The sequence below is a fragment of the Streptomyces sp. AC555_RSS877 genome (genome assembly GCF_019049245.1).
Classification (GTDB): Bacteria; Actinomycetota; Actinomycetes; order Streptomycetales; family Streptomycetaceae; genus Streptomyces.
The window spans coordinates 97,494-122,498 of record NZ_JAGMUK010000032.1; the positions used below are offsets into that span (position 1 = coordinate 97,494).

At 70.0% G+C, this 25,005-nt stretch carries 15 protein-coding genes, 2 pseudogenes and 1 riboswitch; of the genes and pseudogenes, 8 read left to right on the plus strand and 9 right to left on the minus strand.

All coding sequences use genetic code 11. The features are described 5' to 3' along the window. Positions 1–179 precede the first annotated feature (179 nt). Entirely contained in the window at positions 180–2,630 is a 2,451-nt protein-coding gene (locus tag KUM49_RS15370) for a SpoIIE family protein phosphatase (protein ID WP_217237399.1), read from the minus strand. Positions 2,631–2,690: 60 nt separating this feature from the next. Then, entirely contained in the window at positions 2,691–4,748 is a 2,058-nt protein-coding gene (locus tag KUM49_RS15375; protein WP_308406629.1) for a SpoIIE family protein phosphatase, read from the minus strand. Positions 4,749–5,183: 435 nt separating this feature from the next. On the opposite strand from KUM49_RS15375, the gene KUM49_RS15380 reads away from it, so the two are divergent. Then, positions 5,184–7,901 (plus strand): SpoIIE family protein phosphatase/ATP-binding protein, encoded by a 2,718-nt coding sequence (locus KUM49_RS15380; protein WP_217237439.1) that lies wholly within the window; start codon positions 5,184–5,186, stop codon positions 7,899–7,901. Between the two features lie 46 nt (positions 7,902–7,947). Here KUM49_RS15380 and KUM49_RS48295 read toward each other — a convergent pair whose 3' ends face one another. The 3 genes and pseudogenes from KUM49_RS48295 to KUM49_RS15395 all read right to left on the minus strand — a co-directional run. Next, positions 7,948–8,187: a hypothetical protein gene (locus tag KUM49_RS48295; protein WP_254401284.1), complete on the minus strand. Its 240-nt coding sequence runs from the start codon at positions 8,185–8,187 to the stop codon at positions 7,948–7,950. 544 nt (positions 8,188–8,731) lie between these two features. After that, on the minus strand, positions 8,732–9,859 hold the full coding sequence (locus KUM49_RS15390) for a PP2C family protein-serine/threonine phosphatase (RefSeq protein WP_217237401.1): 1,128 nt from the start codon (positions 9,857–9,859) through the stop codon (positions 8,732–8,734). Positions 9,860–10,082: 223 nt separating this feature from the next. Further along, a pseudogene (locus KUM49_RS15395) lies at positions 10,083–10,392 on the minus strand (transposase); the annotation flags it as partial. Positions 10,393–10,624: 232 nt separating this feature from the next. Here KUM49_RS15395 and KUM49_RS48300 point away from each other — a divergent pair. After that, positions 10,625–11,043 (plus strand): annotated as a pseudogene (locus KUM49_RS48300) (transposase); the annotation flags it as partial. 18 nt (positions 11,044–11,061) lie between these two features. Here the strand turns inward: KUM49_RS48300 and KUM49_RS15410 are convergent. Then, positions 11,062–11,721 carry an alpha/beta fold hydrolase gene (locus KUM49_RS15410; RefSeq protein ID WP_254401285.1) on the minus strand — a complete coding sequence of 220 codons (660 nt, stop codon included), beginning with the start codon at positions 11,719–11,721 and terminating at the stop codon, positions 11,062–11,064. Between the two features lie 121 nt (positions 11,722–11,842). After that, positions 11,843–12,340: a DUF6082 family protein gene (locus KUM49_RS15415; protein ID WP_308406631.1), complete on the minus strand. Its 498-nt coding sequence runs from the start codon at positions 12,338–12,340 to the stop codon at positions 11,843–11,845. Between the two features lie 467 nt (positions 12,341–12,807). Here KUM49_RS15415 and KUM49_RS15420 point away from each other — a divergent pair, with 467 nt between their 5' ends. Next, entirely contained in the window at positions 12,808–13,839 is a 1,032-nt protein-coding gene (locus tag KUM49_RS15420) for a GTP-binding protein (RefSeq protein ID WP_308406632.1), read from the plus strand. Here KUM49_RS15420 and KUM49_RS15425 read toward each other — a convergent pair. Next, positions 13,836–16,292 carry a DNA topoisomerase (ATP-hydrolyzing) subunit A gene (locus KUM49_RS15425; RefSeq protein WP_217237405.1) on the minus strand — a complete coding sequence of 819 codons (2,457 nt, stop codon included), beginning with the start codon at positions 16,290–16,292 and terminating at the stop codon, positions 13,836–13,838. The two genes, KUM49_RS15420 and KUM49_RS15425, sit on opposite strands and share 4 nt — an antisense overlap. 388 nt (positions 16,293–16,680) lie before the next feature. On the opposite strand from KUM49_RS15425, the gene KUM49_RS15430 reads away from it, so the two are divergent. The 4 genes from KUM49_RS15430 (at position 16,681) to KUM49_RS15445 (ending at position 21,504) form a co-directional block, all read left to right on the plus strand. Further along, on the plus strand, positions 16,681–18,030 hold the full coding sequence (locus tag KUM49_RS15430) for a pitrilysin family protein (protein ID WP_217237406.1): 1,350 nt from the start codon (positions 16,681–16,683) through the stop codon (positions 18,028–18,030). After that, positions 18,027–19,415 (plus strand): pitrilysin family protein, encoded by a 1,389-nt coding sequence (locus tag KUM49_RS15435; protein WP_217237407.1) that lies wholly within the window; start codon positions 18,027–18,029, stop codon positions 19,413–19,415. Before KUM49_RS15430 ends, KUM49_RS15435 begins: the two co-directional genes overlap by 4 nt. 193 nt (positions 19,416–19,608) lie before the next feature. Next, positions 19,609–19,776, plus strand: a riboswitch (cyclic di-AMP (ydaO/yuaA leader). Between the two features lie 12 nt (positions 19,777–19,788). Continuing rightward, positions 19,789–20,574, plus strand: a complete 786-nt coding sequence (locus KUM49_RS15440) for a M23 family metallopeptidase (protein WP_217237408.1) — start codon at positions 19,789–19,791, stop codon at positions 20,572–20,574. A gap of 234 nt (positions 20,575–20,808) precedes the next feature. Beyond that, a complete protein-coding gene (locus tag KUM49_RS15445; protein WP_217237409.1) occupies positions 20,809–21,504 on the plus strand; it encodes a GntR family transcriptional regulator in 696 nt (231 codons plus the stop codon). Positions 21,505–21,630: 126 nt separating this feature from the next. Here the strand turns inward: KUM49_RS15445 and KUM49_RS15450 are convergent, their stop codons facing one another. Beyond that, the gene (locus tag KUM49_RS15450; RefSeq protein WP_217237410.1) at positions 21,631–21,912 is read right to left on the minus strand and encodes an HPr family phosphocarrier protein; all 282 of its coding nucleotides are present in this window, start codon (positions 21,910–21,912) and stop codon (positions 21,631–21,633) included. 177 nt (positions 21,913–22,089) lie between these two features. Between KUM49_RS15450 and KUM49_RS15455 the strand changes: the two genes are divergently transcribed. Next, a complete protein-coding gene (locus tag KUM49_RS15455; protein ID WP_217237411.1) occupies positions 22,090–24,936 on the plus strand; it encodes a bifunctional GNAT family N-acetyltransferase/acetate--CoA ligase family protein in 2,847 nt (948 codons plus the stop codon). The last annotated feature ends 69 nt before the right edge of the window (positions 24,937–25,005 follow it).

The window sequence follows — 25,005 nt, forward strand, 5'->3', positions numbered from 1 at the left end:
TCCTGCTGCCGATCAACGGGCGGATCGTGCTGCGGCAGAACGACGAGGTGGCGCACCTCACGCCGGGGCCGGCCGCCCTGGTCACCTTCGGCGTTCCCTTCCAGTCGGGCCGGAGGACATCGCCGGGTGCGGAGGAGCAGAGCGGAGGGAAAGCCTACGGTGAGCTGGCGTTGCCCCTCTCACCGCGCCGACCCGGAGGACAACAGTTGCTCGGTCCAGATGGTCTTGCCCTCGCGCGTGTACCGGGTGCCCCACCGCTCGGTGAGCTGGGCCACCAGGAAGAGGCCGCGGCCGCCCTCATCGGTGGTGCGGGCTCTACGGAGGTGCGGGGAGGTACTGCTGGTGTCGGACACTTCGCAGATGAGGTGGTGGTGATCACGGATGAAACGCAGGGTGATCGGCCCGCCGCCGTACCGGTAGGCGTTGGTGACCAACTCGCTGACGATCAACTCGGTGGTGAAGGCCATCTCCTCCAGTTCCCACTCGGCCAGTTGGGATGCCGTCAGCGCCCGGGCGCCTGCAGCGGCCGTGGCCTGCACGGGCAGTTCCCACGTGACGACGTTCGCCGCCGCCAGGACGCGGGTACGGGCGATGAGCAGCGCCACGTCGTCGGCGACCTCGTCGGTGGCGCGGTCGCGCAGCAGTGCGCCCTCCACCGCCTCGCATGTCTCCTCCAAGGAGAGGGCGGGTGCGGTCAAGGCCCCGCACAGATCTGCCAGGCTCTCTTCGACGTCCCGCTTGCGGGCATGGATGAGGCCGTCGGTGTAGAGGGTCAGCAGGCTGCCTTCGGGCAGCGTCAGCTCGGCGGCCTCGAACGGCAGTCCGCCCAGACCCAGCGGCGGTCCTGCCGGTATGTCAGGCAGGTGGACCTGTCCGGCCGGACTCACCACGGCGGGCGGCGGGTGGCCGGCGCGGGCCAGCGCGCAGCGCTGTGAGACCGGGTCGTAGACGGCGTACAGGCAGGTAGCGCCCACTATTTGGGGGGATTGCTCGCTGGTCGGCTCCTGCTCCTCGGCCAGGCGGTCCACGAGATCGTCGAGGTGAGCGAGGACCTCGTCCGGCGTGAGGTCGAGGTTGGCCAGGGTGTGTACGGCGGTGCGCAGCCGGCCCATGGTTGCCGCCGCGTGGATGCCGTGGCCGACCACGTCGCCGACGACGAGGGCCACGCGGAGCCCCGAAAGCGGGATGACGTCGAACCAGTCACCCCCGACGCCTGACGCGGCGTCGGCCGGCAGATAGCGGTGGGCGACCTCGACCGCCAGGTGCCTCGGAACCTCGTGCGGCAGCAGGCTGTGCTGCAGGGTGAGCGCCGCTTGGTACTGCTGGGTGTAGCGGCGTGCGTTGTCGATGCAGACGGCGGCCCGGGAGGCGAACTCCTCGGCGACCCTGAGGTCGTCTTCTTCGAACGGATCGAGCTGCCGCCAGCGCCACAGACTGAGCAGGCCGAGCACCAGGCCCCGCGCGACCAGCGGAACCACCATGAGCGAATGGGTGCCCAAGCTGAGGGCGCGCTCGGCCCGCTCCGGGTCCAGGTCGAGCCAGGCGGAGGACCTTTGCAGCTGCGCTTCCAGGATGGGTCGCCGCTCGGCCAGGCACCGCGCCTGGACGCTGTCCGGCGGGACGTCGATGGTGTGGCCCACGGGATACATCACGTCCGCGTCGGACGGCAGGGGGCTGCGGACTGCCGTCCTGCGCAGGGTGCCCAGCGTCTGCTGCCCGGGTTCCTCGCCGTGGATCACCGGCTCCAGGAGGTCCACGGAGACGCAGTCGGCGAGGTCAGGGGCAGCCACATCGGCCAGTTCACGTGCGGTCCTGGCCACATCGAGCGTGGTCCCGATGCGGGCACCGGCCTCATTGAGGAGGGCGAGCCGACGACGGGCCCGATAGCGATCCGTCACATCCTCGACCGTCTGTGTCACCCCGAGGATCCGCCCAGAGGGGTCCTGTAGACGGAACGCCGAGATCGACACGATCAGTTCACGGCTGGGCTCCCTCCTCAGGCGGCAGGGCTGCTCGGTGAAGATCGAGGACTGGCCCGTCTCCAGTACCTCCCGCAGTTGCCTCTCCACCGTGTCGGTGTCGTGCTGGATCAGGAAGTCGCTGGTGCGGAGGCCGCGATGCTGCTCGGGCGGTATCTGACTGAATCGTGATATCGCCCGGTTCACTCGCAGGATGCTCAGATCCGGGGCGTGGACCGACAGACCGATCGGGGAGCGGCGGAACAACCCCTCCAGGACCGACCGGTCGGTGTTCCACCGGACAACCTCCTCGGCGGGTGCGCCGAGGAGAAACCATTCCCGGGAGGAGTCGCCCTTGATGATCGGCCGGGACCAGCACCCGAACTCCATGCGTCGGCCGTCGCGGTGCCGTACGGGCACGAGCCCGAACCACCCCTGGTCGCGGAGGCATGCCGCCGCTGCTTCCATGACCACGTGGTAGTCGCTCGGGTCGACGAGGAAACCGATGGTCGACCGCCCGAGGGCTTCCTCGGACGGGTAGCCCAGCAACGCCTGAGCCCGCTCGCTCCAGCCGACGATCCTGCCCCCGTCGTCCAACACCACTGAGGCAGCGCGCTGCACCGCCAAAGGGTCTTCCTGCCCTTCGCTGAACGTCGTCACCGGTATCTCCATCGCTATCCACCTTCCGCCTCCGGCTGGCGCGGCGCGAGTGGGGCCGTTCGGGGCGGCTGTTCACCGTGTTCCCAGGACCGTTCTGGCGAGAAGCACCGCCACGTCATCCCGGACAGTGGACGGCAGCACACGGCGCAGGATGTGCCCGCAGATCTCCTCCAGCGGATGGTCGAGATCCCGCAGCGCCTCGGCGAGCTCCCGCATGCCCTGGTCCAGGTCTCTGTCGCGGGCCTCGATGAGGCCGTCGGTGTACAGCACCAGCAGTCCGCCGACGGGCAGAGGGACCCACTCGGTCTGGAAGGTCCTTCCGCCCGCCCCCAGCGGCGTACCTGTGGAACCGTCGAGGAACGCGAGCGTTCCCCGGGCGTCGACCATCGCCGGCGGTGGATGTCCGGCCCTGGCGATCAGGCAGCCGCCGGCATCCGGGTCGTGGACCGCGTAGATGCAGGTGGCCATTTCGTTCTCGCCAAGGTCGGCCACGGCGGCATCCAGGGACATGAGCATCTCAGCCGGTGGAATCTCGTGGCGTGCCAGCGTCCGTACCGCTGTGCGCAGTTGTCCCATGACGGCCGCGGCGTGGATTCCGTGCCCCATGACGTCACCGATGACCAGGCCGGTCCTGCCGTGCGGCAGGGTGATGACGTCGAACCAGTCGCCGCCGACCTCGTGGTCGCTGGCGGGGAGGTAGCGCCCGGTGAGTTCAAGGCCGGTCACTTGCGGGAGCGTGCTGTTCGTCAGGCTGCGCTGCAGGGTGAGGGCCGCGGCGCGCTGGCTCGTGTACATGAGGGCGTTGTCGATGTTGAGTGCCGCTCGGGCGACCAGCTCGTCGACGAGGACGCAGTCCTGGTCGTCGAACCGCTCGCGACTGCGGACACGCGTCACCACCACGGCGCCGAGCACCTTGCCCCTGGCGACCAGCGGGACCAGTCGTGCCGAGCCCAGACGGGTACTGAGGTACGCGCGCAGAGGCTCGGCGCTCGGATCGGTGATCAGCGCCGGGATGTCGGCCTGGTAGAGGTTCATCGGACGCCCGTCGATGATCACCCGCTCGTACACCGAGCCGATCGGAACCTGGAACGTCTCGCCCACCTGGAGCAGCGCGGTGGGGGCCGACGGTTCGGGAAACGCGGCCGCCAGCCGACGTACCACGCCGTGGGTGGACCCGGCGGCCTCGTCCGGTTCCAGTACTGCTTCCAGCAGCTGCACGTCGGCCGAGTCAGCCAGCCGGGGCACCAGTACGTGCACCACTTCTTCCGCGGTCTGCCGCAGGTCCAATGTGGTCCCTATACGGGAGCCGGCATCCGCCAGCAGGGCGAAGCGCTGCCGCGCCCGGTCGGCCTCGGCCTGCGCCTGCTGCCCCTCGGTGATGTCGATCAGGGAAGCAATCAGTCCCAGCCGCTGCCCGGTGCTGCCGACCAGCGGTGCATACGAGCACGACCAGGTCCGGTCGTGATCCGGATCGGCAGGGGTACGACCGGTGCGGCGGACGTCGACCACCGCCTCACCGCGCTCCAGGACCTGCCTCATCACCTCTTCCAGCATCGCGGCGTTGACCCCCGGCGCCACTTCGGCCAGCCGCTTGCCGATGTGCTCGGCCGCGGGGACTCCGTTCATCCGCGCCAGCGCGTCGTTGACCCGCAGAAAACGCAGGTCGGGGCCGAGCGTGGCCAGTCCGATCGGCGACTGGGTGAAAAGGGATTCCAGCACCGTCAGCGAATCCCGCATGGCCCGGACGCCGGACGTCTCCACGGCGATGGTCAAAGTGCCCGTTTTGCCCTGGTGGTCCTCGGCGGGACAAATCCACATCTCCACCGGTACGAGATGCCCGTCGCGGTGCCGTACCCGCAGCGTTTCGAGCACGGCCTGGCCCGCCTGGACTCTCCGCGTCAGTAGGTCGGCACGCTCCCGGTCCGGCGCAGGGACCAAAATCCGGAATCCGTTCCGGCCCAGCAGCTGGCCCGGCAGGTAGCCGAGCAGGTCCTGTGCGGCGCGCGACCATTCCACGATGCGCCCTTGCGTATCGGCCCTCCACAGCAGGTCGCGCAGTTGCCCCGCATGCCCAACCGTAGGCAGGGGCAGATCCGGCACATCACTTGTCGACTCGTGTGTGTCCACCACAGCGACCTAACCCCGGGGGCACAGGGACCTGTTCGGGCCGTAGTATTCCGGGCGATTTGAGCGAACTCTGCCGACGCGTCAGCGTCGTCGGGTAACGGCCTCTCGGGTGATCCATACGGGGCATTTACCACATAAGCGTATCCGAGGCGCCGACGGCGGCCCAGCGATCCACTGCTTCTTCGTCCCCGGTTGTGGGCGGCCTCGCCTCTTCAGAAGCGAGCGACGGCGGCATCGTGGCCTTGGTCCCGCCGTGGCGAGCGCTCGGTGACGGCGGGGGAATCCGACAGTGGCACTTCCGTCATGTAACGGCATCGGGCCGGGCTCGCACGGTGGTGCTATGAAAGGTGTATGCAGGTATCTCTCGGACGATATCTGGCACCGTGGCGTCATCGGCGCACGGAACGTTCGCCTGACTGTCGTGTCTCCTTGCTGAACATGCACAGTGCGGCCGGGCAGGTGTTCCTTCTCCAGGTCGTGATCGTGGTGCTGCTGGTCGTGACCGCGGTGACCGCCTTGGTGCTCCAGGCGGCACGTGACGCTCTGAGGGAGGGGCGAAGGGAGTCGGTCGTCGCGGCCCAGTCGTTCGCGAGTGCGCCCGGTGTTGTCGAGGCGTTCCGCAGCCAGGACCCTAGCGCGGTGCTGCAACCGCGTACCGAAGAGGCGCGGAGGAGAGCGGGTGTGGATTTCGTCGTCGCCATCAGCACCGAGGGCATTCGTCACACGTATCCCTACCCGGAGGAGATCGGGAGGAAGTTCGTCGGCACCATCGCACCGGCGCTGGAAGGCCGCACCGTCGTCGAGCAGGCCGGCGGCCCGCCTCTGCCCGCGGGGGAGGGAACGGCCGTGCAGGCGGTGGTACCGGTGACCGACTCGCGCGGCACGGTGGTCGGCCTGGTCTCCGCAGGGATCACGGTCAAGAACGTGTCGGGACTGTGGATGCCACAGTTGCCGATCATCGTCGGCGCCGGCGCGGCAGCGCTCGCGCTCAGCATGGTCGGGACGACCCTGGTAGCCCGGCGGTTGCGGCGCCAGACGCACGGTCTGGCCCCGGCGGAGCTGGCGCGGATGTACGAGCACCACGAGGCCGTCCTGCACGCGGTGCGGGAAGGGGTGCTGATCACCGACGCCGACGGGCGACTGCTGCTGGCCAATGACGAGGCGCAGCAGCTGCTGGGGCTGTCGGCACGGGCGCAGGGATGCCCGGTCCGGGAATTGGGACTGCCGGAGCCGATCACAAGCCTGCTCACGTCGTGGAAGGTGGTGACCGATGAGGTACATCTCGTGGGCAACCGCTTGCTGTCGGTGAACAAGCGCCCAACGTTCCCGCACGCGGCCCGCGACGGCAGCGTGGTGACGTTGCGGGACACCACCGAGCTGGCCGCGGTCTCGGGGCGGGCGGAGGTGGCGCGGGAACGGCTGCAACTGCTGTACGAGGCAGGGGTGGGCATCGGAACGACGCTGGATGTGACGCGGACGGCGCAGGAACTGGCCGAAGTGGCCGTGCCGCAGTTCGCCGACATCGTCGCGGTGGATCTGCTGGACGCGGTGCTGCGAGGGTGGGAGCCGACGGCCGAGGGATGGCGGTACCTACGGCGGGCGGCGATCGGAGGCCAACAGCAGGGGATGCCCTTGTACCCACTCGGCGAAGTGATCGCTTTTCTGCCGGACACTCCGCAGATGTGGACGCTGCAACAGGGACGGGGCGTTCTGGAAGCGGACCTGGGAAAGGCGCGCGGCTGGCAGGAGCAGGACCCGGATCGTGCGCGTGAGGCCTTGGACCGCGGGATGCATTCCCTGGTCACCGTACCCCTGCAGGCGCGGGGTGTGCCTCTGGGCGTGGCGAATTTCTACCGGACGGGGGACTCCCCAGCGTTCGAGCCGGAGGATTTGTCCTTCGCGGAGGAGATGGCCGCGCGCGCGGCGGTGGCCATCGACAACGCTCGGAGATTCACCCGCGAGCACACGATGGCGGTCACGCTGCAGCGCAGCCTGCTGCCACGGGGGCAGCCGGACCAAGACGCACTCGAGGTGGCCTGGCGGTATCTGCCGGCGGAAGCGGGGGTGGGCGGGGACTGGTTCGACGTCATTCCGCTCCCCGGCGCACGGGTGGCGCTGGTGATGGGCGATGTCGTCGGTCATGGGCTGCACGCGGCGGCGACGATGGGACGACTGCGCACCGCGGTGCACAACTTCTCCGCTCTAGACCTCCCCGTGGACGAAGTGCTCGGACACCTGGACGACCTGGTCGTGCGCATGGACAAGGAGGAGAGCACCGACGGCGCCCCGGACCACCACGAGGGAGAGGGCGTAACAGGCGCAACCTGTCTGTACGCGATCTACGACCCGGTGGCGGGGACGTGCACCATGGCCCGCGCCGGACACCCCGACCCGGTGGTAGTGGGGCCGGACGGATCCGTTGACTTCGCCGACGTGCAGGCCTCCGCCCCGCTCGGGCTTGGAGGCTACCCCTTCGAGACCGCCGAGATGTACCTGCCAGAAGATTCACAGCTGGTGCTGTACACCGACGGCCTCGTGGAGGACCGCACCCGCGACCTGGATGTAGGGCTGGATTCGCTGCGCCGGGCGCTGGACGGGGCCGCCGGGCGCACACCGGAGGAAGCGTGCCAGGTGGTGATCGACGAGTTGAGGCCCGCACACTCCTCCGACGACATCGCGCTGCTCGTGGCACGTACCCGACTGTGGCCGCCGCCCTCGCACGTGACCGAGTGGGACGTGCCGTCGGACCCCGCGGTGGTGCCCTCGGTGCGGGCACAGTGCAGGGAGAAGCTGGCGGAGTGGGACCTGGCAGACCTCGCGTTCGCCACGGAGCTGATCATCAGCGAGTTGGTCACGAACGCGATCCGCTACGGATCGCCACCCGTCAAAGCGCGGCTGCTGTACGGACGCTGCCTGATCTGCGAGATTTCGGACGCCAGCGGCACCTCCCCGCATCTGCGGCGGGCGACGACCACGGACGAAGGCGGGCGGGGGCTGTTCCTCGTGGCCCAGTTCGCACAGCGATGGGGCACGCGGCACACGCCCCGCGGCAAGGTCATCTGGGCGGAACAGACTCTTCACGACGGCCTATCCGCACCAGCGTCCTCCACACAGGTCGACGTACTCCTCGAGCAGTTCGGTGATGCCGCCCTTTGAGGCCGGACGGCACCAGGTGCCCCTAGGGGCGATCTGCCGTCCGTCATCATGTCCTGTCCCACGCCACGAGCCCGCTCACCGCGAGGGGGACCGTGATCGCGCCGGGTGCGACGTCCCTCGGCCAGCAGCGGCAGCAGGAGAGCGCGGTGACGACGGTGATCAGCGGCAGCAGGTAGTTCTCGATGTCGGGAAGCGAAGAGCCGAGGGTGTATCCGGCCAGGACAAGGCTCTGCGACCAGAGCAGGCTACCGACGCCCTGCCGGACGGTGACGGTCGGCGTGGGCACGCCGAGAGGGCACGCGCCGCCGGGTGCAGCACCGTCTGCAGGATCGGGACGATGCGGCCGATCATGAGAGTCTTGCCGTAGCCAGGAGCTTCTCGGCCCGAGCCGCGGCCTCCGGCACACGGCGGTTCGAGACGCGGGCCTCAGGGTCCGCCCACCGCCTTGTCGCCCGATCAGGAGCCCGACCCGCCTCCGGCCACGGCGCCGACGGCGCCGCACAGGAGTACCTGCCACATTTCCGGCCGGGGCGCCTGATGGGCACTTCCCCCACACAGCACACCGGCCGAAACCAGCAGCGTGTCACCGTGCAGGAAGAAGCCGACAACCAGAAGTCCCGACTCCGCGAAGACCACCACAAGGACACCGGGCGCATCAAAGGCAGCCTCGCACCGATGCGCTGTCCGTCGCATTGACGGCGTTCACCGTCACCGCCTCCTGGCCGTCCTCCTGGGGGTGCCTCTCACCAAGCATCACGCGGATGCCGCGGAAGCGGCCCGACCGAGGCCACGCGAGTCCGCCAGTAAGTCCCGGCACGGTTCCCGGGCACCTACGCGCAGTGGTCCTCACCCGGGGCGGGCCGACAGCGCACGGCGACGGCTGCGATGTCGTCGTCGAGCCGACCGCTGCTGTAGTGGAGCAGATCCCGGTGTAGCCGGCCCAGCAGCTCCCGGGGCGGCGCCGTGGTATGCCGCCCCATCCAGTCGGCCAAAGGGAAGAACTCGCCGGCGCGGTCACGGGTCTCTGTCACTCCATCGGTGTAGAGCAGCATGTGATCACCCGGGCCGAACGGGACGGTCTCGACGTAGTAGTCGTCTCCGAGGAGCGTCGCGAGATTGAGGGGTGTCGAGGCGGTGGTGGGCTCGACGACGTGGACCTTCCCGCGCCGCACGAGAAGCAGTGGCGGATGCCCGCAGTTGAGAACCCGGACCTGCCCGCTGCCGTACGGGATCTCGGCGATCAGAGCGGTGGCAAAGTGCTCCAGCCGGTCACGGGCCACGCTCCCCGCGCTGTAGCGGGCGATACTCATCTCCAGCCGATGGATGATGCTCCTCAGGTCCGGCTGATCGTACGCGTTCTCCCTGAAGCTGTTGATCACCGCAGCGGCCGCCCCCACCGCCGACAGGCCCTTGCCGCGCACGTCGCCGATGAGTAGCCGGACACCGTACGGGGTGTCGGCCGCCTCATAGAAGTCGCCTCCGATCCGGGCCTGCTCCTGGGCCGCCAGATACAGCGCCTCGATCTCGAGGTCCTGCATGCGGAACGGCAGCGGTCGCAGCAGCACCTTCTGGGCCGCGTCGGCGACGAGCCGGACCTGGAAGAGCGTCTCCTCCCGCTGGAGTCGGAGATGGCTCGCATACGCTGCCGCCAAGGTGACCGCGATGATCGCGGCAGCCGTGTACGGCGTCCCCAGATCTGCATAGACGAAGCTGAGACCGATCATGATCAGCAGGCAGAACGCCCCGAGCAGCACCGTCGGGAGCACGGGCCACATCGCGGCGGCGAGAGCCGGTGCTGCGGGCAGGAGGCGGCTGAAGGCGATCTCCCGCGGAGTGGAGAAAGCCAGGCCGGCGATGAGGATGGTGACCATCAACGGTGACAGCAGCACGGCTTGCTGCCGACCACCGTACGGACGGTTACGGCCCCGGAGCCATCCTGTCCTGATCACATAATGCATCCTATCCGGGATGAATCAGACTTCGAGTGGTCAGGGAGCAGGCGCTCATACGCGACGATCAGCCGCTTGAACGGACCTCCCACCCGTCCGGCGCAACGCTCCGACGCGGGCTGGCCCGGCGGTCAGGCCACGGGCACCGGGACGCGCTGCGGCGTCCTGGGTGTCGTACTCCAAGCCGTCGAGAACGATGTCCCCGTCAGCCCGTGGGGGAGGGCTAGGGGTCCTAGAAGGTGCCGTCGCGGAGCATCGCGAAAAGCACGTCGGCTCGTCGTCTCGCGTGGTAGAGGAGGGCTTGGGTGTGGTGTTTGCGCTGCGCGATCTTCTTGTCGTAGTAGGTCCGGGAGACCCGGTCGGCCATGGCCGCGAACGCGGAGAGGAGGAAGGCCCCTTTTTAGCTGCTCGTTTCCTCGGCGGGAGGGCCGTTCGCAGCGGATCGACGAGCCCGAACTGCGGGTCGCCGGAGCGAGTCCGGCGTAAGCGGCGAGGTGGGCGGCGGACGGGAACCTGCTGCCATCGCCGACGTCGATGAGGATCCTGGGGGGTCGAGGTGGGCGCGGTACCAGCGGGCCGGGTGCCGCCAGCGTCCGGAACTGTCCAGGCGACGTCGACGCCGACTTCCACCACCAGCTCGGGCCGCACGGGGTGACGCTGGCCTTGCCGACTCCCCGCAGCTGCCCCCAGCCGCACGCTGAAAAGCCCAGAGCCTGCCTGCACTTGTCCGCTAGTGCTGTGGCCAGGAAGGTTCACAGGATTGGTGGTCGGAGCGGCGTCAACCGCCGCAAGAAGGGCGCCGCGAACAGTCTGGCCGCGCTGAAGTCGATCCGGGCCGCCCGTCCGGACGGCGCCCCGATCTACGTGATCCTGGACAACCTGTCCGCCCACAAGGGCGACACCGTCAGGCGTTGGGCGAGCAAAAGCCGTGTCGAGCTGTGCTTCACCCCGACCTAAGCGTCCTGGCCAACCCGATCGAGGCTCACTTCGGGCCACTGCGGCAGTTCACCGTCGCCAACTCCCACCATCGCAACCACACCGCGCAGACCCGGGCCCTGCACGCCTACCTGCGCTGGCGGAACAGCAACGCTCGCCATCCCGATGTTCTCGCGGCCCAGCGCAAGGAACGTGCCCGCATCCGCAGGGAGAAGGGCATCCGCCGGGGAGGCCGGCCGATGTCAGCGGTGGCCTGAAGCCCAATTTAGGCACCGCTAGGAGTTGGCGGCCTCCGACAACACGCGGGCGAGTTCGCGAGGGCGGGTGGTCGTCGGCCAGTGGCCCGAGTCGAGGTCCACGTACTGAAGGTGGGTAGCGCGGGCGAGCTCAGGACTCTCGCCGGCGGCGATCCACTCCTTGGCCTGGGCGGGGGTGAACTCGGGGCACACCACCACCACGGGGACGTCGAAGCGGCCCTCGTTGGTCAGGCGCACGACTTCCCTGGTGACCGCCTCGGGGACAGGAATAGCGGTGGACGCGAAGCGGTCCCGGGCCTGCTGGTCCAAGTCGGCGGCGTCCGCGCTCTCGAAGGGTTCCCAGCCCGGGAAGAGCACAGCGCCGCCCTCGATCGCGAAGTGATCTGCGTAGGCCCGCCCATCGGCGGCGGGGAAGCCGGCGATCAGGGGGACCTTGGCCACCCTCTCCGGTCGTGCGTCGGCGGCCAGCCAGGCCAGGGTCGATGCTGCCGAGTGCCCTACCACCAGTGGTTTTCCGGGTGCTGCATCAACCGCGGCGAGCGCCACTCCCAGCTGATCGTCAAGCGTCGCGGAGGCAGCTCCGTCGCCCTGACCTGGGAAGGTGAGCGGCACGGGATGGTGGCCGAGCGCAACGAGTTCGGGCACGACGCCGTCCCATGCGGATCCGTCGAGCCACAAGCCGGATGTCCTCAGTGGTTCTCCCGGAGGAGTCAGATCTGGTTGTCGGCACGTTATCGGGAGGCTCTGACACCGGGCGGCTCACCCCAACCCGACCCGGCGAACCTACGCGGTCACAGCACTAGCCGGCCGGGGGATCCCCGACCACCCACCATTCGTCTCCGTCCATCTCTTCCAGTTGCCGTAGGAGTTCGTCCACCATCCGGCCAAGGTCGGCTTCGTCTGATCCGTCCGGGAGGGTTGCCCGCTGCCCCTGTGTGGCGTACCAGTACTCGCGGACGACGGGGTTCTGCAGCAGGCCTCTGATGAAGCCGAAGAACTCCTCGAGGCTGATGTTGCCGATGCGGTAGTAGAAGACGAGGTTCGTGTACAGCGCGTTGGCGAAGAGATACTGCCGTCGTTTCTGCTGCGACGCGGGCGCCTCGAAGATGTCCAGCACCTCGGCCAGTTCCGGGCTGTCGATCGCCTTGCTCAGCAGTTCCCAGTGCAGGCGCTGCTGATTGGCCAGGTTGGTGTGGACCTGGCTGTGAGCCACCTGTTCCTCCAGGTGGTCGAGCCGTACGCGCAGCGACTGGAGCGTGCGGTGTTGTGCGGCCAGGGCGGCGAGAACTCCCGTCACCAAGCCCAGGCCTGCTGCCAGGGGCCCAGGGAACCCCCGTGTTCCACGCTTCCGTGTGGCCATGTCAACCCCCGAATCAGGCGGCCGTCCGCCGGTCGTCGGAGTGCGGGTCGACTGGAGGGGACCGGCGAGCGGAGGGCGGCGCTTGCCGCCTCCCAGAATGCCGAGCGGCTCTGACCGGCGGGGAGGCGGAGAGGAGGCGCACGGAGGGAAGCGAGGGTCGCACAGTCCGGCGCCTTCCCCAACGTCTGCCCCGCAAGAGCTGCTAACAATCGTTCACTTCGCGGGGATTCTTGCGGCTCGTATCCTGGGTCGGCATTCAATTCTGGTACGTGCGCCGGGCCGTGAGCCGGTGCGCGCTTCGGTGAGAGAAAGGTCGCACGTTGAGTCAGCCGAGCCCGCAGACGAACGCAGGCCCGCGTCCGGGTCCGTCGGAGAGTCGGCCGACGACTCCGGGAGCGGGGCAGATCCCGGTCGTCGTGCTCGCCGGATTCCTCGGCTCCGGCAAGACCACCCTGCTCAACCACCTCCTCCACCGCAGCGGAGGCAGCCGGATCGGCGCCGTCGTCAACGACTTCGGGGCCATCGAGATCGACGCGATGGCCGTCGCCGGGGCCCTCGGCGACTCCACGGTCTCCCTCGGCAACGGGTGTCTGTGCTGCGCCGTCGACGCCAGTGAGCTGGATGAATACCTGGAGCGGCTCGCGCGACCCTCCCTCGGCATCGACGTCATCGTGATCGAGGCCAGCGGACTCGCCGAACCCCAGGAACTCGTGCGCATGGTGCTCGCCAGCGAGCATCCGGGGATCGTCTACGGCGGGCTCGTCGAGGTCGTCGACGCCGCCGAGTTCGCCGACACCCGCGCGCGGCATCCCGAGATCGACCGGCACCTCGGCCTCGCCGACCTCGTCGTCGTCAACAAGCTCGACCGGGCCGCCGACGGCGAGCGGGTCCTCGGGCTGGTCCGGTCCCTCGTGGACCGGGCTGCCGTCGTGCCGGCCCGCTACGGCCGCATCGACCCCGAGTTCCTCTTCGACTGCCGGCCCAGCGAGGAACGTATCGGGCAGTTGTCCTTCGACGACCTGCACGATCACACCGCGGGGGACCGTCACGACCAGCACCTGCACAGCGGCTACGACAGTGTGGCCTTCATCTCCGAAGTGCCCCTCGACCCGCGTCGGTTGATGCAGTTCCTCGACAGCAGGCCCGAGGGGCTGTACCGGATCAAGGGATACGTCGACTTCGGGCCGAACGACCTCGCGAACCGTTACGGCGTGCATGCCGTCGGGCGGTTCCTGCGCTTCTACCCGGAGCCCTGGACGCCCGCAGACGCCCGCCTCACCCAGCTCGTGCTCATCGGCTCCGGCATCGACGTACCCGCCCTCGGCAAGGAGCTGGAGGCGTGCAAGAGCGACGCCCCACACGCCGACGAGCACGGGATGTGGGGCGTTCTGCGCTACGTGCAGGAGCCGGAGGAAGAGGCTGCGCAGGAGGCCTAGACCGGTCCTGCCACCACCGACACCGTCTTCGGCAGCGACACGCCCGAACCGTCGCGGCGCGGGTCCATCTCCGGGAGGTCGGCAGGGGTGCCGTTCTTCTGGGCCGCCTTCGCCGGGACGGGGCCCGCCCAGGCCAGGGACAGACAGTCCTCGCCCTTCAGGAAACGCTGGCAGCGGACGCCGCCGGTGGCGCGGCCCTTGCGCGGGTACTGGTCGAACGGGGTGAGCTTGGCCGTCGTCTGCACGGAGTCGTCCAGCGTGCCGCGTGAGCCCGCGACCGTGAACACCACCGCGTCCGCGGCGGGGTCGACGGCCGTGAAGGAGATCACCTTCGCTCCCTCGGTGAGCTTGACGCCCGTCATACCGCCGGCCGGGCGGCCCTGGGGCCGGACCTGGGCGGCCTGGTAGCGCAGCAGTTGCGCGTCGTCCGTGATGAAGACCAGGTCCTCCTCGCCGGTGCGCAACTCCACCGCGCCGACGATCCGGTCGCCCTCCCTGAGGGTGATGACCTCCAGCTCGCCCTTGTTGGTCGGATAGTCCGGGACCACGCGCTTGACGACGCCCTGGGTGGTGCCGATCGCCAGGCCGGGAGAGGACTCGTCGAGCGTGGTCAGGCAGACCACCGTCTCGTCGCCCTCCAGGGGGACGAACTCCGCGACCGGTGCGCCGCCCGAGAGGTTCGGCGCGGACGCGGTGTCCGGGAGCTGGGGCAGGTCGACGACGTTCACCCTCAGCAGGCGTCCGGAGGACGTGACCACGCCCACCTCGCCGCGCGCGGTGGCCGGCACCGCCGAGACGATCACGTCGTGCTTGGTGCGCCGGGCCTCGGCGTCCTCCGGGAACGGCTCGCCGTTCGCCGTGCGGGCCAGCAGGCCCGTGGAGGACAGGAGCACGCGGCAGGGGTCGTCGGCCACCTGGAGCGGCACGGCGGCCGCCGGGGAGCCCGCCGACTCCAGCAGGACCGTACGCCGTTCGGTGCCGAACTTCTTCGCCACCGCGGCCAGTTCGGTGGAGACCAGCTTGCGCAGCTCGGAGTCCGAGTCGAGGATCCGGGTCAGCTCCGCGATCTCCGCGTTCAGCCGCTCCTTCTCCGACTCCAGCTCGATGCGGTCGAACCTGGTGAGGCGGCGCAGCGGCGTGTCCAGGATGTACTGGGTCTGGATCTCGCTCAGGGAGAAGCGCTCGATCAGGCGCTGCTTGGCCTGCGCGGAGTTGTCGCTGGAGCGGATGAGGCGGATGACCTCGTCGATGTCGACCAGGGCGGTGAGCAGGCCCTCCACCAGGTGCAGCCGGTCGCGCTTCTTGGTGCGGCGGAACTCGCTGCGGCGGCGTACGACCTCGAAGCGGTGGTCGAGGTAGACCTCCAGGAGTTCCTTGAGGCCGAGGGTGAGGGGCTGGCCGTCCACCAGCGCCACATTGTTGACGCCGAAGGACTCCTCCATGGGCGTCAGCTTGTAGAGCTGTTCCAGGACCGCCTCCGGCACGAAGCCGTTCTTGATCTCGATGACCAGGCGCAGGCCGTGCGCGCGGTCGGTGAGGTCCTTGACGTCGGCGATGCCCTGGAGCTTCTTCGAGCCGACCAGGTCCTTGATCTTGGCGATGACCTTCTCGGGACCGACCGTGAAGGGCAGTTCGGTGACGACGAGGCCCTTGCGGCGGGCCGTCACGTTGTCCACCGCCACCGTGGCGCGGATCTTGAAGGTGCCGCGGCCCGTCTCGTACGCGTCCCGGATGCCGGAGAGGCCGACGATCCGGCCGCCGGTCGGCAGGTCAGGACCCGGGACGTGCCGCATCAGGGCTTCGAGGTCCGCGTTCGGATAGCGGATCAGGTGGCGGGCGGCCGCGATGACCTCGGCCAGGTTGTGCGGCGGCATGTTCGTGGCCATGCCGACGGCGATGCCCGAGGCGCCGTTCACCAGGAGGTTCGGGAAGGCGGCGGGCAGGGCCACCGGCTCCTGCTCCTGGCCGTCGTAGTTGGGGTTGAAGTCGACCGTGTCCTCGTCGATCGACTCGGTCATCAGGCTCGTCGCCTCGGCCTGGCGGCACTCGGTGTACCGCATGGCGGCCGGCGGGTCGTCATTGCCCAGCGAGCCGAAGTTGCCATGGCCGTCGACCAGCGGGACGCGCATCGAGAAGGGCTGGGCCATGCGCACGAGGGCGTCGTAGATCGACGCGTCACCGTGCGGGTGCAGCTTGCCCATGACCTCGCCGACGACGCGGGCGCACTTCACATAGCCGCGGTCGGGGCGCAGGCCCATCTCGTTCATCTGGTAGACGATGCGGCGGTGCACCGGCTTGAGGCCGTCACGGGCGTCCGGCAGGGCGCGGGAGTAGATGACCGAGTACGCGTACTCGAGGAAGGAGCCCTGCATCTCGTCGACGACGTCGATGTCGAGGATCTTCTCCTCGTACGAGTCGTCGGGCGGCGGGGTCTTCGTGCTGCGGCGGGCCATCGCTGCCGGCTCCTCCTGTTTCTGGTAGTTCGCCTGGGGGCGCTGAGGTCGGTGTCGAGGGCCCGAGTGTGCTCAGCCCTGCGGGCCTGTGCGCGCTCGACCTCTCGACATCGACGCGTCCCTTCGGCTCACTCTTGCTGAAGCGTGAACGGGATCTGACGCGACCATTGTGGACCGCGGCACTGACAGTGCGGGCCGGGGCCCACTGTCGGCCGCCCGGCCCGGGAGGGGCGGGCGCCTGACCGCGATTGCCCGCAGGCTACGCGATCTCGCTGACGGCGTACGTCGTCCGGGAACTTCGCGGACCGTCCGCACGCTTGCATACAGTGGCAGGACCGGCAGGAAAACCGCGGTTTCAGCGACCGCGACCGCGAGGGAAGGGACGTACATGCCCATGGGTCACACGGCCACAGCACAGGCAGGCTCCGGCGGCCTGACAGCGACCGAGCACCGCCTGGCCAACGGGCTGCGCGTGGTGCTCTCGGAGGACCATCTGACCCCGGTCGCGGCGGTGTGCCTCTGGTACGACGTCGGCTCGCGCCACGAAGTCAAGGGTCGTACCGGACTTGCTCACCTTTTCGAGCACCTCATGTTCCAGGGCTCCGGCCAGGTCAAGGGCAACGGCCACTTCGAGCTGGTCCAGGGAGCCGGCGGCTCGCTCAACGGCACCACCAGCTTCGAGCGCACCAACTACTTCGAGACCATGCCCACCCACCAGCTGGAGCTCGCCCTCTGGCTGGAGGCCGACCGCATGGGTTCGCTGCTGGCCGCCCTCGACGACGAGTCGATGGAGAACCAGCGGGACGTCGTCAAGAACGAGCGCCGGCAGCGCTACGACAACGTTCCCTACGGCACGGCGTTCGAGAAGCTGACCGCCCTCGCCTACCCGGAGGGCCACCCCTACCACCACACCCCGATCGGCTCGATGGCCGACCTGGACGCGGCCACCCTGGAGGACGCGCGCGCGTTCTTCCGCACGTACTACGCGCCGGGCAACGCCGTCCTGTCGGTCGTCGGCGACATCGACCCGGAGCAGACGCTCGCCTGGATCGAGAAGTACTTCGGATCCATCGCACCGCACGACGGCAAGCCCGTGCCCCGCGACGGCTCGCTGCCCGACATCATCGGCGAGGAGCTGCGTGAGGTCGTGGAGGAAGAGGTTCCGGCGCGCGCGTTGATGGCCGCCTACCGGCTCCCGGAGGACGGCACACGCGCGTGCGACGCGGCCGACCTGGCGCTCACCGTCCTCGGCGGCGGCGAGTCGTCGCGCATCTACAACCGGCTCGTACGACGTGACCGCACCGCGGTGGCGGCCGGCTTCGGCCTGCTGCGGCTGGCCGGGGCGCCCTCCCTGGGCTGGCTGGACGTGAAGACCTCCGGTGACGTCGAGGTGCCGGTCATCGAGGCCGCCATCGACGAGGAGCTCGCCCGGTTCGCCGAGGAGGGCCCCACGGCCGAGGAGATGGAACGCGCCCAGGCCCAGTTGGAGCGCGAGTGGCTGGACCGGCTCGGCACCGTCGCGGGCCGCGCCGACGAACTGTGCCGCTACGCCGTCCTGTTCGGCGACCCGCAGCTCGCCCTGACCGCCGTGCAGCGCGTGCTGGACGTGACGGCGGAAGAGGTCCAGGAGGCCGCCAAGGCCCGCCTGCGCCCCGACAACCGCGCCGTGCTCGTCTACGAGCCGATCGCCACCGAAGCCCCCGCCGACCAGGACGAGAACGAGGAGGCGGCCCGGTGACCGAGCTCGCCACGATGGAATTCCACCCCCAGCCCCAGGCGGGCGACGCCAAGCCCTGGGCCTTCCCGGCGCCCCAGCGCGGGACGCTCGACAACGGCCTGACCGTGCTGCGCTGCCACCGCCCCGGCCAGCAGGTCGTCGCCGTCGAGGTGATCCTGGACGCCCCCCTGGACGCCGAACCGGCCGGCCTGGACGGCGTCGCCACGATCATGGCGCGGGCCTTCTCCGAGGGCACCGACAAGCACTCCGCCGAGGATTTCGCCGCCGAGCTGGAGCGCTGCGGCGCCACCCTCGACGCGCACGCCGACCACCCCGGCGTACGGCTCTCCCTCGAAGTCCCGGTCTCGCGTCTGGAGAAGGCACTGGGCCTGCTCTCCGACGCCCTCAGGGCGCCCGCGTTCGCGGACAGCGAGGTCGAGCGGCTGGTGCGCAACCGCCTCGACGAGATCCCGCACGAGCTGGCCAACCCGTCCCGGCGGGCCGCCAAGGAGCTCTCCAAGGAGCTCTTCCCGGCGACCTCGCGCATGTCGCGCCCGCGCCAGGGCGCCGAGGAGACCGTCGAGAACATCGACTCCGCGGCCGTGCGCGGCTTCTACGAGAAGCACGTCCGCCCCGCCACCGCCACCGTCGTGGTCGTCGGCGACCTCACCGGAATCGACCTCGACGCGCTGCTCGGTGACACCCTCGGCTCCTGGACCGGCTCCTCGGCCGAGCCCCGCCCCGTGCCGCCGGTGACCGCCGACGACACCGGCCGGGTCGTCATCGTGGACCGCCCCGGCGCCGTCCAGACGCAGCTGCTCATCGGCCGTATCGGACCCGACCGGCACGACCGCGTGTGGCCCGCGCAGGTGCTCGGCACGTACTGCCTGGGCGGCACCCTCACCTCCCGCCTGGACCGCGTCCTGCGCGAGGAGAAGGGCTACACCTACGGTGTGCGGGCGTTCGGGCAGGTCATGCGCTCCGCTCCGGACGGTACGGGTGCCGCGATGCTCGCCATCAGCGGCTCCGTCGACACCCCGAACACCGGACCCGCTCTCGATGACCTGTGGACGGTGCTGCGTACCCTCGCCGCCGGGGGGCTCACCGACGCCGAGCGCGACGTCGCCGTGCAGAACCTCGTCGGGGTGGCCCCGCTGAAGTACGAGACGGCGGCGGCGGTGGCGAGCACGCTGGCCGACCAGGTCGAGCAGCACCTGCCGGACGACTTCCAGGCGACGCTGTACCAGCAGCTCGCCGCGACGGGCACCGTCGAGGCCACCGCGGCGGCCGTGAGCGCCTTCCCGGTCGACCGGCTGGTGACCGTCCTCGTCGGGGACGCGGCGCAGATCAAGGAGCCCGTGCAGGCCCTCGGCATCGGCGAGGTCACCGTCGTGTCGGCGGAGTAGCCGCACGCGCGCGTCCAGGGGCCCTGGTGACTGAAGAGTCGCCAGGGCCCCCGCATGTCCGAATTGAGGGAGAGGTTGCCTGTCTGCCCTGTGGCATGCGCTACAAAAGCCGTGATCCGTTTGGGGATTGAAAGTTGCCGCGTTTAGCGTCATGCGGGCTGTTCGTCAGGCAGTGCGCCGCAGCCGCGGCACCGGACAGTCATCGCCGAGTCCCCGCATGGCGCGAGCCAGGGGAGCCGGGGACCCAAACCATAAGTCCCTGGGGTGAATCGGACGCCCGCGCGCATCGCGAGGGGGTCCGTAGGAGACCTTCCTGCTCCGAACCCGTCAGCTAACCCGGTAGGCGAGAAGGAAGGAAAGGACCAGCCACCACATGGCGTTCACCTGCGCCACCGGGAAGCACCGGCGTCCCAGTCGGATGAAGCGCACCACCGCCCGCGCCGCCGGCGTCGCGGCCCTCGCCACCACCGGCGTCATCGGCACCCTGGCCGCCCCCGCGCTCGCCGCCGAACCGGCCGTCGAGCAGACCGGTCTCACTCCCGTCATCACCATCGGCGACTCGGTCGCCGACCAGATCGACGCCCAGGCGGCCGCCCAGAAGCAGGCCGCCGAAGAGGCGGAGGCGCAGCGGCAGGCCGAGGAGGCTGCGCGCAAGAAGGCGGTCGTCGCTGCCAAGCAGGCCCTCGCCGAGGCCAAGCAGGCGCGCGAGGTCAAGGAGCGTGCCGCCCGCGAGGCCGAGCGCAAGCGCCTCAACTCCTACGTCTCCCCGATCTCCGGCTCGTACATCTCGACCGGCTACAAGGCCGGCGGTGGCGTCTGGTCCTCCGGCAGCCACACGGGCGTCGACTTCCATGCCGCGAGCGGCACCTCCGTCCACGCGGTCGGCTCCGGCACGGTCGTCGAGGCGGGTTGGGGCGGGTCGTACGGCAACAACGTCGTGATCAAGATGAACGACGGCACCTACACCCAGTACGGTCACCTGTCGTCCCTCGCCGTCTCCGTCGGTCAGTCGGTCACCCCGGGCCAGCAGATAGGCCTCTCCGGCGCCACCGGCAACGTCACCGGGCCGCACCTGCACTTTGAGGCCCGCACGACCCCGGAGTACGGCTCGGACATGGATCCCGTCGCCTACCTCCGCTCGCACGGCGTGAACGTCTGACGCCCGCACGGCGTGATCGTCCGACGGCCGCGCCCGTGATCGTCTGACGACCGCGGGTCCGCCTCCCGAAGCCCCGGCTCACCGAGCCGGGGCTTTCGGTGTATCGGACGGCCGTCTGTCCAAAAAATATCCATGGATTCCGGCCCGCCATCGGAAATTCCCGCTGATTGCAATAGAGTCGCTGAACACACGTCAATCGTCGACGTTTCACGGGGATTAAAGCGGAGGTCGGTCATGCGTATTCCGGCGCACTCGGTATGCACGGCGATCCGGGACGACATCGTCGCGGGTGTCTACGAGCGCGGCAGCCGGCTCACCGAGGAACTGCTCGCGCGCCGCTACGGTGTCTCGCGCGTCCCCGTCCGGGAGGCCCTGCGCACGCTGGAGGCTGAGGGCTTCGTGGTGACCCGGCGGCACGCGGGCGCGTGCGTCGCGGAACCCACCGAGCAGGAGGGTGCCGACCTGCTGGAGATGCGCGTGCTCCTGGAGCCGCTCGGCGCCTCGCGGGCCGCCCAGCGGCGCACCGAGGCCCATCTCAAGGTGCTCCGCGGGCTGGTGCGGCTGGGCCAGGAGCGGGCCAGGCGGGGCAATAGCGAGGATCTGCGCTCTCTGGGGAGCTGGTTCCACGAGACGCTCGCACAGGCCTCCGGCAGCGCCGCGATGACCTCGATGCTGACCCAGCTGCGTCACAAGATCGCCTGGATGTACGCGGTGGAGGCGCCGGCCAACCCCGTCGAGTCGTGGGCGGAGCACGGCGCGATCGTGGACGCGGTGGCGCGCGGCGACAGCGAACGTGCGCGGGCGCTCACGGCGCTGCACACAGAGCGCGCGACGACGGCGCACCGGCTGCGATTCGCCGGCGGCGCGGAGCGGCCGGACCGTGTGAGGAACTCGCAACATCCCGTAAACATGACGGGCCTGCGGCATTAACACGGGCACCGTATACAAAGAGCAGATAATTCGCGGGGGATTATTTCTGCTGCCCGTCAACGGGAAATGCGAAGGGCTCGCCCGATAATTCGGACGAGCCCTTCGCCGTACCCTTTAATCGGATGCTCAGACGGTCTCGGGAAGCTCCTCGAGACCCTCGGAGACCAGCTTCGCCAGGCGGTCGAGGGCCACGTCCGCACCCTCGGAGTCGGAGGCGAGGACGATCTCCTCGCCGCCCTGGGCGCCCAGACCGAGGACGGCCAGCATGGAGGCCGCGTTGACGGGGTTGCCGTCGGCCTTGGAGATCGTCACCGGGATGCCTGCGGCCGTGGCGGCCCGGACGAAGATGGAAGCGGGGCGGGCGTGGAGGCCCTCGGCCCAGCCGACGTTGACGCGGCGCTCAGCCATGTGATGCTGCCCTTCGGTGTATCAGGTTGTCTAGACCAGTTTCCCATATCGTGAAGCATGCCCGGAGCGGTCCTTCGTCCCGCCCCGATGTGTCGTCGGACCGCGGCCTCGGTCCGGCTGACGTCCTCCACAGACTGCCTCGCGCCGTTGTCGTACGCGAGCCGTACTCTGGGGCCCATGCAGACCTCGTCGGACCGGCACGAGTACCCCGCCCACTGGGAAGCCGACGTGGTGCTGCGCGACGGCGGGACCGCGCGCATCCGGCCCATCACCGTCGATGATGCCGATCGCCTCGTCAGCTTCTATGAGCAGGTGTCGGACGAGTCGAAGTACTACCGCTTCTTCGCGCCCTACCCTCGTCTGTCCGCCAAGGACGTCCACCGCTTCACGCACCACGACTTTGTGGACCGGGTGGGACTCGCGGCCACCATCGGCGGCGAGTTCATCGCCACCGTACGCTACGACCGCATCGGCGCCGGGGGCATGCCCGCATCGGCCCCGGCCGACGAGGCCGAGGTCGCCTTCCTGGTCCAGGACGCGCACCAGGGGCGCGGAGTCGCCTCCGCCCTCCTCGAACACATCGGGGCCGTCGCACGCGAGCGGGGCATCCGCCGCTTCGCCGCCGAGGTGCTGCCCGCCAACACCAAGATGATCAAGGTGTTCCGGGACGCCGGATACACCCAGAAGCGCAGCTTCGAGGACGGCGTCGTCCGCCTGGAGTTCGACCTGGAGCCGACGGACCGCTCGCTCGCCGTGCAGTACGCGCGCGAACAGCGCGCCGAGGGGCGATCCGTGCAGCGGCTGCTCATGCCCGGGTCGGTCGCCGTGGTCGGCGTCGGCCGTACGCCCGGCGGCGTGGGCCGCAGCGTCCTCGACAACCTCAGGGACGCCGGGTTCACCGGCCGGCTGCACGCCGTGAACAAGGCACTGCCCGAAGGGCGGAAGGAACTCGCCGGGGTGCCCGCCCACCGGTCGGTTCGGGACATCGACGGGCCCGTCGACCTCGTGGTCGTCGCCGTGCCCGCGGAGCACGTCCCCGAAGTCGTCGAGGATTGCGGCACGCACGGGGTGCAGGGGCTGGTCGTGCTCTCCGCCGGGTACGCCGAGAGCGGGCCCGAGGGGCGCGAGCGGCAGCGTGAACTCGTCCGGCACGCGCGCGCGTACGGCATGCGGATCATCGGGCCGAACGCCTTCGGCATCATCAACACGTCGGCGGACGTACGACTGAACGCCTCGCTGGCTCCCCAGATGCCCCGGCCGGGCCGGATCGGGCTGTTCTCCCAGTCCGGCGCGATCGGCATCGCTCTGCTGTCCCGACTGCACCGGCGCGGGGGCGGGGTCACCGGGGTCACCGGCGTGTCGACGTTCGTGTCGTCCGGCAACCGGGCGGACGTCTCCGGCAACGACGTCCTTCAGTACTGGTACGACGACCCCGACACCGACGTGGCGTTGATGTACCTGGAATCCATCGGCAACCCGCGCAAGTTCACGCGCCTGGCACGGCGTACGGCGGCCGCGAAACCGCTGGTCGTGGTGCAGGGCGCGCGGCACGGCGGAGCGGCCCCGCAGGGGCATGCCGTACGGGCGACGCGGTTGCCGCACGCCACGGTGTCCGCGCTGCTGCGGCAGGCCGGGGTGATCCGGGTCGACACGATCACCGAGCTGGTCGACGTGGGGCTGCTGCTCGCGCGCCAGCCGCTGCCCGCGGGAGCGCGGGTGGCGATCCTCGGGAACTCCGAGTCGCTGGGGCTGCTGACGTACGACGCGTGCCTCTCCGAGGGACTCAGGCCGTTGCCTCCGCTGGACCTGACGACGGCGGCGTCGCCGGAGGACTTCCACGGGGCGCTGTCCAGGGCGTTGGCGGACGACGCGTGCGACGCCGTCGTGGTCACCGCGATCCCGGCGGTGGGGGAGGGGTACCCCGGCGACGCGGCGTTGGCGGAGGCGCTGAGATCGGCGGCCGAGCGGGTGCCCGGGAAGCCGGTCATGGTGGTGCACGTGGAGCTCGGAGGGCTGGCGGAGGCGTTGTCGGCCGCGGCGAGCACCGCACCCCAGGCGAGCTCGCCGGCGCCCGCCGCCGTCGGCCGTGACCACCCGTTCCGCGCGTTGGACCGACTGGCCGCGAAGGCGGTGGACGACGCGCCGGCCCCCGAGAGCTGCTCCCGCCTCATTCCCGCCTACCCCGCGGCCGAGCGCGCCGTCCGCGCCCTCGGCGAAGCCGTCAAGTACGCCCAGTGGCGGCGGGACGCCGCCGAGCCCGGCAAGGTGCCCGAGTTCGAGGACATCGACGAGAAGGGGGCCGCCGAACTGATCGGAGGGCTCCTCGCGCGCGGGCAGGGGCTCACCCTCGGTACCGAGGAGACCTGCGAGCTGCTCGGGAAGTACGGCCTGCGCGTCCACCGTGCGCTGCCCGCACCCACTCCCGAGGACGCCGTCGCCGCCGCCCGCACCCTCGGCTACCCGGTCGCCCTCAAGGCCACCGCCCCGCACCTGCGACACCGCGCCGACCTGGGCGGCGTACGTCTGGATCTCGCGGACGAGGAGCAACTGCGCCGGGCGTACACCGAGTTGACCGAGTCGTTCGGGAAGCCTGAGGAGCTGCGGCCGGTGGTGCAGGGGATGGCGCCCCGCGGAGTCGACACCGTTGTCAGGGCCGTCATCGACCCGGCGGCGGGCGCCGTACTGTCGTTCGGGCTCGCCGGAGCCGCCTCGCAGCTGCTCGGGGACACCGCGCACCGGCTGGTTCCGGTCACCGACCGGGAGGCGACCTCGCTGGTCCGGTCTATCCGGACGGCGCCACTCCTCTTCGGCTGGCGGGGTTCGGCCCCCGTCGACACCCCGGCCCTGGAGGAACTGCTGCTGCGCGTGTCGCGGCTGGTCGACGACCATCCGGAGGTCGTCGCGGTCACCCTGGAGCCGGTCGTCGTCGCCCCGCGCGGGCTGAGCGTCCTCGGCGCGTCCGTGCGGCTCGCGCCGCCGCCGGCCCGCGACGACCTCGGCCCGAGGACGCTTCCGGCGTACTGAGGCGTACCGCAGCCGACGGAGACCGCCGCGAGCGTGCCTCGCAGTCAGTGGCTCCCCGTAGGATGGACG